Below are 7,260 nucleotides of genomic sequence, written 5' to 3'. Positions count from 1 at the left end.
CAACATCGGCACCGGCCTGAACACCTACAGCGTGGACGTGAACGAGCACGTCATCACCCACGAGCTCGGCCACGCGATCGGCTTCCGTCACTCGGACTACTACAACCGCGCCATCAGCTGCGGCAGCGGCGGCAACGAGGGTGACGCGGGCGTGGGCGCGGTGCTCATCCCCGGCACCCCGAGCACGGCCGTGGTGGGCGGCTCCATCATGAACGCCTGCTTCCGCTCCACCGAGACCGGCGAGTGGACCAGCTCCGACATCACCGCGCTGAACTACCTGTACTGAGACATGACACGGCGGCCCCATAGCCCATCCATGATGACGCTGTGGGGTCCGCTCCTCGCGGGCACCGTCCTCCTGGGCCTCACGGCCTGTGGAGAGCCGGTGCCCGCGGATCCTCTGGTCTGCGGCAATGCCAGGCGGCCGGAGGTGAGCAGTCTTTCAGTAAGCAGTCTTTCGCAGTGCGGCCCGACCGCCGATTTCACCCCCATCAACAGCTACCAGGGCGAGTTCGCCAACGTCCAGGACGCGGAAGACGCGGTCGTGCTGATCGACGGGCGCTGCACCGGAACGTTGATCGAAGCGAGCGCGGGACCGGTGGTGCTCACCGCGGGCCACTGTGTCGGGCTCGGAGACTGGTCGGTGCTGGTCTTCAACCACGAGGACAATCCCGACGGTGAGCAGTGGGTGACCAAGGGCAGGGTCATCGAGCAATCGCTCGGACCCGACTATGCGCTCATCGTGCCGGAGGTGCTTCCCGCGGTGACGCCGGTCCTGCTGACGACCCAGGCCAGCGATCGGTTGGCGATCATCCAGCATCCCCGGGGCAAGCCCAAGGCCATCGCCGAAGGCAGGTACCTGGACGCGTGTGATCAGCAGCTCTACTACGTGGACCTGGACACCCTGGTGGGGAGCTCCGGCGCTGGCGTGCTCACCCGTCAGGGCTACCTGCTGGGCATCCACACCGACGGCGATTGTGACGAGAAGGGCCGCGGCTCGAACCGGGGCTGGACCGCGGCGGCCATTGTCGAGGCGTCTCCGTACCTGGAGAGCGCCGACATCGCCGAGCGCTGAGCGCCGGAGAAGGTTGTCAGCGCGGCCCAGGAGATGGGCGGCTCGCTCACCGTCCACAGCGACGGAGCAGGACACGGAGCCACCTTCACGCTGGAACTGCCCCTGCACCCCGCCGGGTTGGCACCCACCCCATAGCCGCGCTCGCCCGCGGCCCGGTGCCGCGTCGCGTCGCTCGAATTCTCCGCTCGCCTTCTTGTCATTCTTCGGACAATGGATAAAGTCCGCGATGGCCCGTTTTCCATTTTTCACATGGAATCCGTGCACGCCTCGCTTCTCCCTTGTCTGACCCCAGGAGGGCCCCCATGAATCCTCGCAAGCTGCAGTTCCGTTTCCTCGCCACGTGCTGTCTCGCCGCCCTGCAGGGGTGCGCGATGGATCCTTCCGAGCTCGCCGAGCAGGGTGAGCTCGGCAACCACGAGCAGGCCGAGCTGGCCTACAACCCGGGCGCGGGCTGGAACCTCGTCTGGCAGGACGAGTTCGACGGCACGGCCCTCAACGGCGCCAACTGGACCGTGCTGACGAGCAACTGGGACCCCGTCACCAACAACTGCAACTTCGGTACGGGCGAGCTGGAGTACCCCCGCGCGCAGAACGTCACGGTGGGCGGCGGCAAGCTCGTCATCACCGCGGAGCGCACCAGCGACAACCCGGTGGACTCGCGGTGCACGGGCTATGGCCCGCGCTCGTTCTACTCCGGCCGCCTGCACACCAAGGGCAAGGTGGAGCGGCGGTACGGGAAGATCGCCGCCAGCATCAAGATTCCCTCGGGCTACGGCATGTGGCCGGCCTTCTGGACGCTGGGCGGCAACGTCTCCACCGTCGGGTGGCCGAGCAGCGGGGAGATCGACATCCTGGAGTGGCACTCCAATGAGCCCACGTGGATGAAGTCCGCCACGCACTGGTACAACGGCGGGCAGGCGGACTGGGGCACGGGCCAGAGCGGCGGCTACAACCTGGCCGACTCCTTCCACACCTACGAGCTGGAGTGGACGGCCAGCAGCATGGTGTTCCGGCTGGACGGCCAGTTCGTGGGCGCCACCTACTACCACAACGAGACCGAGTTCCAGCAGCCGCACTACCTCATCCTGAACCTGGCGATCGGCGGGAACTGGTACGGCAACCCGAGCCCCGCCAGCATCGCGCTGCCCGCGGGCACGAAGAAGACGATGGAGGTGGAGTGGGTGCGCTGGTACCAGCCGGGTAGCTCCACGAGCGTGTCGCTCACCAACCCGGGCTTCGAGTCGGGGATGACGGGCTGGACCACCTGGAGCCCCAACGGCACCGAGGCCGCGGACTTCTCCGAGACGTACAACGGCGGCCACTCGGGCGCGTACCACCTGACGCACTGGAACAACGCCTCGCCCTTCGAGGTGTGGACGTACCAGCCCCGCTCCGGGCTCGCGACGGGCAACTACAAGGTCCGCGCGTGGGTGCGCAAGGGAGGCGGCTTCGACCTCGCGCGGCTCCAGGCGAAGACGTGCGGCTCGTGCGCGCCCGTCTACACGGACCTGGGCACCTACGGGAACTGGACGCTGGTGGAGACGCCCGCCATCTATGTCTCCGGCGGCTACCTCGAGCTGGGCTTCCACACCCGCGCCAGCGTGGGCAACTCGGGCAACTACATCCACATGGATGACGTGGAGCTGATCCGCTTGTAATCAGTCCGCCCGTGTCTCGCGCGGCGGTGTGAGTTGCGTCTCGAGTGTACGCGCCCAGTGGGCGAGCACCTTGCGGCGCCGCGCGGTGTCGTCGTGGAGCAGGTTCGCGAGCGCCAGGCCGCGGAGGAGGTCCAGGGTCGCGCGCACGGCGTCCCGGACCTCGCTGTCACGCTCCTCGAGGCCGAGCAGCTCGACGGTGAGCCGGTGCACCTCCCGGCCCACGTGCGTCTCGAGCGGCAGCAGCAGCGCCTTCAGTTCCGGGTCGGCCACGGCGGCCACCCACAGATGCGTCGCGGCCGTGAAGAGCGGGCCGGCGTAGATGTCATAGAGCAGGTTCAGCAGCGGCTCGATGCGCCGCCGGCTCTGCGGCAGGCTCTTCGCGCGCCGAGCGATCTCCTCGACCTGCTGGTGGGAGACATGCTCGACCGCGGCCGCGACGAGGGCCGCCCGGGTCGGGAAGTGGTGCTGACAGGCGCCCCGTGACACCCCTGCCCGTTCGGCGATGGCGCCCGTCGTCGCCCCCGCCCAGCCCTGCTCCACGAGCACCTCGATGGCGGCCGTCATCAGCTTCTGCCGCGTCACACGGCTGCGCTCCTGCTCCTGTCTCGTCGCACCGATCGCCGTACCGCGCATGCCCCTACCCTGTTTCAACCCCTGAAAAAAAGCAATCACGCTTGCTTTTTTCCGGATGGGGGGGACAGACTCGCCCCTCACCGTCACGGGAGGTGCGATGGACGCGCGATCGCTGCGCATCGGCAATGCATCTGGCTTCTACGGCGACCGCTTCTCCGCGTTCCGGGAGATGCTGGAGGGCGGTCCGCTCGACGTCCTCACGGGCGACTACCTGGCCGAGCTGACGCTCCTCATCCTCGGCCGCGACCGGCTGAAGAACCCGGCGGGCGGGTACGCCCGGACGTTCCTGCGCCAGCTCGAGGAGACGCTCGGCCTCGCCCTGGAGAAGAAGGTCCGCATCGTCGCGAACGCGGGCGGCCTCAACCCGGCGGGGCTCGCCAACGACCTGCGCGCGCTCGCCACGAAGCTCGGCCTGTCCGTCCGCATCGCGCACGTCGAAGGCGATGACCTCGTCGGACGCGCGGACGAGCTCGGCTTCGGCCAGCCCCTCACGGCGAACGCGTACCTCGGGGGCTGGGGCATCGCGGCGTGCCTCGACGCGGGGGCGGACATCGTCGTCACGGGCCGGGTGACCGACGCCTCGCTCGTCGTCGGTCCCGCCGCCTCCTACTTCGGCTGGAAGCGCCACGACTGGGACCGCCTCGCGGGCGCCATGGCCGCCGGCCACGTGCTCGAGTGCGGCGCCCAGGCGACCGGTGGCAACTTCGCGTTCTTCGGCGAGCTCGACGCGCGCCGACCCGGCTTCCCGCTCGCGGAGATCTTCGCGGACGGCTCGAGCATCATCACCAAGCACCCGGGCACCGGCGGCGCCGTCACCGTCGATACCGTGAAGGCCCAGCTCGTCTACGAGATCGCCAGCCCCCGCTACGCCGGCCCCGACGCCACCGCCCGCTTCGACACCCTCTCGCTCGAGGCCGCTGGCACCGACCGGGTCCGCCTGTCGGGCATCCGCGGCGAACCGCCTCCTCCGGACGTGAAGGTGTGCCTGAACCGGCTCGGCGGGTTCCGCAACGAGGCCAGCTTCGTGCTCGTCGGCCTCGACATCGAGGAGAAGGCCGCGCTCGTGCGGGCGCAGTTCGATGCGGCGCTCGACCCGCGGCCGGCCGAGGTCATCTACACCCTCGCGCGCACCGACCACCCCGACGCACCGAGCGAGGAGCAGGCCTCGGCGACACTGCGCGTCAGCGTGAAGGATGCCGATTCGAAGATCGTCGGACGCCATTTCAGCAGCGCCGCGGTGGAGCTCGCGCTGGCCAGCTACCCCGGCTTCTTCATGAGCGCGCTGCCCGGCGACGCCTCGCCCTTCGGCGTCTACACGCCGGCCTGGGTCGATGCCCGGAAGGTGCCGCACGTCGCGGTGCTCCCGGATGGGACGCGCATCGACGTGGCGCCGCCGGAGGAGACGCTCGGGCTCGAAGCGGTTCCAGCGCCGGAACTGCCAGCCCCGCTGCCACCGGGGCCTGGCCGGAGCGCGCCGCTCGGCCGGGTGGCGCTGGCCCGCAGTGGGGACAAGGGCGGGGACGCGAACATCGGCGTGTGGGTCCGCACCGAGGAGGCGTGGCGCTGGCTCGTGCACACCCTCACGGAGGAGCGGCTGCGCGCGCTGCTGCCGGAGACGCGCGAGCTCCGGATCCACCGGCACGTGCTTCCGAACCTGCGCGCCTTGAACTTCGTCATCGAGGGCCTCCTCGGTGAGGGCGTCTCTTCGTCCACCCGCTTCGACCCGCAGGCCAAGGCGCTCGGCGAGTGGCTGCGTGCGCGCCACGTCGAGGTGCCGGAACAGCTTCTCTGACCCTTCGCACGCTCCCGCGTCACCGAGGAAGCCCATGCAGCAGACCCAGGAACACCGCGCCATCCGCCAGACCGTCCGCAAGTTCGTCGAACAGGAGCTCAACCCGCACATCGACGCCTGGGAGGCCGCGGAGATCTTCCCGGCGCGAGAGGTGTTCCGGAAGCTGGGTGAGCTCGGGCTGCTCGGCATCACGAAGCCGGCGGAGTTCGGAGGGCTCGGGCTCGACGCGTCGTTCTCGGTCGCCTTCGCCGAGGAGCTCCTCGCCTCGATGTGCAAGCTCAAGTCGGGGCGCCTCGCCCGAGAGCTCGCCGATGGGTGCCTCCAGTACTGGGGCGGCATGGGCTTCACCTGGGACAACCCCGTCGCACGCGCCTACCGGGACCTGCGCCTCGGCTCCATCGGCGGCGGAGCCGACGAGGTGATGCTCGGAATCATCAGCAAGGCAATGGGCACCCTGCCCCGCAAGCCGAAGGAGAAGTGACGTGCCCACGCTCGTCTCCCGCATCGAAAAGGACTCCTCTGTCTTCACCACGCAGCGCAAGGAGATGCTCGCCCGCGTCGCCGAGCTGCGCGCCATCGAGCAGAAGTCGCGTGACACCGAGCAGCAGGCCCGCGAGAAGTTCCAGCAGCGCGGACAGCTCCTGCCGCGCGAGCGCCTGGCGCTGCTGCTCGACCGGGGCTCCCCCTTCCTCGAGCTCTCGACGCTCTGCGGCTACAAGCACCACGACGACACCGACGGCTCGCTGGCGGGCGGCAACATCCTCATCGGCATCGGCTTCGTCTCGGGCGTGCGCTGCCTCGTGAACGTGACCAACTCCGCCATCAAGGGCGGCACCGCGACGCCGTGGGGAACCCAGAAAGTACTGCGCGCGCAGGAGATCGCCCGCGAGAACCGGCTGCCCGTCGTGTCGCTCGTCGAGAGCGGCGGCGCGAACCTGCTCTACCAGCAGGAGATCTTCATCCCGGGCGGGGAGACCTTCTACAACCAGGCGAAGCTGTCGGCGGCGGGCATCCCCCAGGTCACCGTCGTCCATGGCTCGAGCACCGCTGGCGGCGCGTACATTCCGGGGCTCTCCGACTACGTCGTCATGGTCCGCGGGAAGGCGAAGGTGTTCCTCGCCGGCCCTCCCCTGCTGCGCGCGGCCACGGGCGAGGTCGCCACGGACGAGGAGCTCGGCGGCGCCGAGATGCACGCCACCCTCGCCGGCACCGCGGACCATCTCGCCGAGGATGACGCCGATGGCATCCGCATCGCGCGGGAGATCATCGCGTCGCTCGGGTGGAACGATGCCTTGCCGCCGTCCTCGCGCTCCGCCTTCGAGCCGCCCCGCTACGCGGCGGAGGAATTGTGTGGCGTGGTGCCCGTCGACTACCGCCGGCCCTACGACTGCCGCGAGGTGATCGCCCGGCTCGTGGATGGCTCGGACTTCACACCCTTCAAGGACGACTACGACGCGCTCACCGTCTGCGGCTGGGCGCGCCTCGAGGGCCGGTCGATTGGCATCATCGGCAACAACGGGCCCATCACGCCCAGGGGCGCGACGAAGGCGGGGCAGTTCATCCAGCTCTGCTCCCAGGCGCGTACGCCCATCGTCTACCTGCAGAACACGACGGGCTACATGGTGGGCACCCAGTCGGAGCAGGGCGGCATCGTGAAGCACGGCGCGAAGATGCTGCAGGCCGTGGCCAACGCGACCGTGCCCCAGGTGACGATCCTGCTCGGAGGCTCCTTCGGCGCGGGCAACTACGGCATGTGTGGCCGCGCTTTCCATCCGCGCTTCATCTTCGCCTGGCCGAACGCGCGCACGGCGGTGATGGGCGGCGAGCAGGCGGCGAAGGTGCTGTCCATCGTCTCCGCCGAGAAGGCCCGGCGCGCCGGACAGCCCGTTGACGAGGCGGCGCTGGCCTGGATGTCGCAGCCGCTCATCGAGCAGTTCGACCGCGAGTCGGATGCCTTCCACTGCAGCGCGCGGCTGTTCGACGACGGCGTCATCGACCCGCGGGATACACGGCGGGTGCTCGGGTTCATCCTGGCCACATGCGACGAGGCCGAGCGCCGCACGCTCTCACCCAACACCTTCGGCGTCGCCCGGTTGTAGGGA

Annotated in this window: 7 protein-coding genes; 6 read left to right on the top strand and 1 reads right to left on the bottom strand. The window is 69.5% G+C overall.

From position 1 onward, the window contains the following. The 3 genes from VFZ09_RS40020 to VFZ09_RS40010 all read left to right on the top strand — a co-directional run. Positions 1 to 286: M57 family metalloprotease (locus tag VFZ09_RS40020; protein ID WP_329733050.1), on the top strand; the 286-nt coding region annotated here is incomplete at its 5' end. 3 nt (positions 287 to 289) lie between these two features. Next, the gene (locus tag VFZ09_RS40015) at positions 290 to 1,075 is read left to right on the top strand and encodes a serine protease (RefSeq protein WP_329733049.1); all 786 of its coding nucleotides are present in this window, start codon (positions 290 to 292) and stop codon (positions 1,073 to 1,075) included. A gap of 302 nt (positions 1,076 to 1,377) precedes the next feature. Further along, positions 1,378 to 2,733 (top strand): glycoside hydrolase family 16 protein, encoded by a 1,356-nt coding sequence (locus VFZ09_RS40010; protein ID WP_329733048.1) that lies wholly within the window; start codon positions 1,378 to 1,380, stop codon positions 2,731 to 2,733. On the opposite strand, the gene VFZ09_RS40005 is transcribed toward VFZ09_RS40010, so the two are convergent. Further along, complete coding sequence (locus VFZ09_RS40005; protein WP_329733047.1) at positions 2,734 to 3,366, bottom strand: TetR/AcrR family transcriptional regulator; 633 nt, start codon at positions 3,364 to 3,366, stop codon at positions 2,734 to 2,736. Positions 3,367 to 3,463: 97 nt separating this feature from the next. Between VFZ09_RS40005 and VFZ09_RS40000 the strand changes: the two genes are divergently transcribed. Genes VFZ09_RS40000 through VFZ09_RS39990 form a run of 3 tightly spaced genes read left to right on the top strand, consistent with a single transcriptional unit; the run spans position 3,464 to position 7,257 of the window. Next, positions 3,464 to 5,158 carry an acyclic terpene utilization AtuA family protein gene (locus VFZ09_RS40000; protein WP_329733046.1) on the top strand — a complete coding sequence of 565 codons (1,695 nt, stop codon included), beginning with the start codon at positions 3,464 to 3,466 and terminating at the stop codon, positions 5,156 to 5,158. Positions 5,159 to 5,192: 34 nt separating this feature from the next. Then, positions 5,193 to 5,639, top strand: a complete 447-nt coding sequence (locus VFZ09_RS39995) for an acyl-CoA dehydrogenase family protein (RefSeq protein WP_329733045.1) — start codon at positions 5,193 to 5,195, stop codon at positions 5,637 to 5,639. A 1-nt stretch (position 5,640) separates the two neighbouring features. Beyond that, positions 5,641 to 7,257: an acyl-CoA carboxylase subunit beta gene (locus VFZ09_RS39990; protein ID WP_329733044.1), complete on the top strand. Its 1,617-nt coding sequence runs from the start codon at positions 5,641 to 5,643 to the stop codon at positions 7,255 to 7,257. Positions 7,258 to 7,260: the final 3 nt, after the last annotated feature.

Origin of the sequence: Archangium sp., from assembly GCF_036277355.1 — a bacterium.
Lineage (GTDB): Bacteria > Myxococcota > Myxococcia > Myxococcales > Myxococcaceae > Archangium.
This window is presented reverse-complemented; position numbering and strand designations above follow the sequence as displayed.

What these genes read in the sequence shown, in the direction of transcription:
- VFZ09_RS40015 (WP_329733049.1), top strand. Translation starts at nt 290, where the DNA reads ATGACACGGCGGCCCCATAGCCCATCCATGATGACGCTGTGGGGTCCG.
- VFZ09_RS40010 (WP_329733048.1), top strand. Translation starts at nt 1,378, where the DNA reads ATGAATCCTCGCAAGCTGCAGTTCCGTTTCCTCGCCACGTGCTGTCTC.
- VFZ09_RS40005 (WP_329733047.1), bottom strand. Translation starts at nt 3,366, where the DNA reads ATGCGCGGTACGGCGATCGGTGCGACGAGACAGGAGCAGGAGCGCAGC.
- VFZ09_RS40000 (WP_329733046.1), top strand. Translation starts at nt 3,464, where the DNA reads ATGGACGCGCGATCGCTGCGCATCGGCAATGCATCTGGCTTCTACGGC.
- VFZ09_RS39995 (WP_329733045.1), top strand. Translation starts at nt 5,193, where the DNA reads ATGCAGCAGACCCAGGAACACCGCGCCATCCGCCAGACCGTCCGCAAG.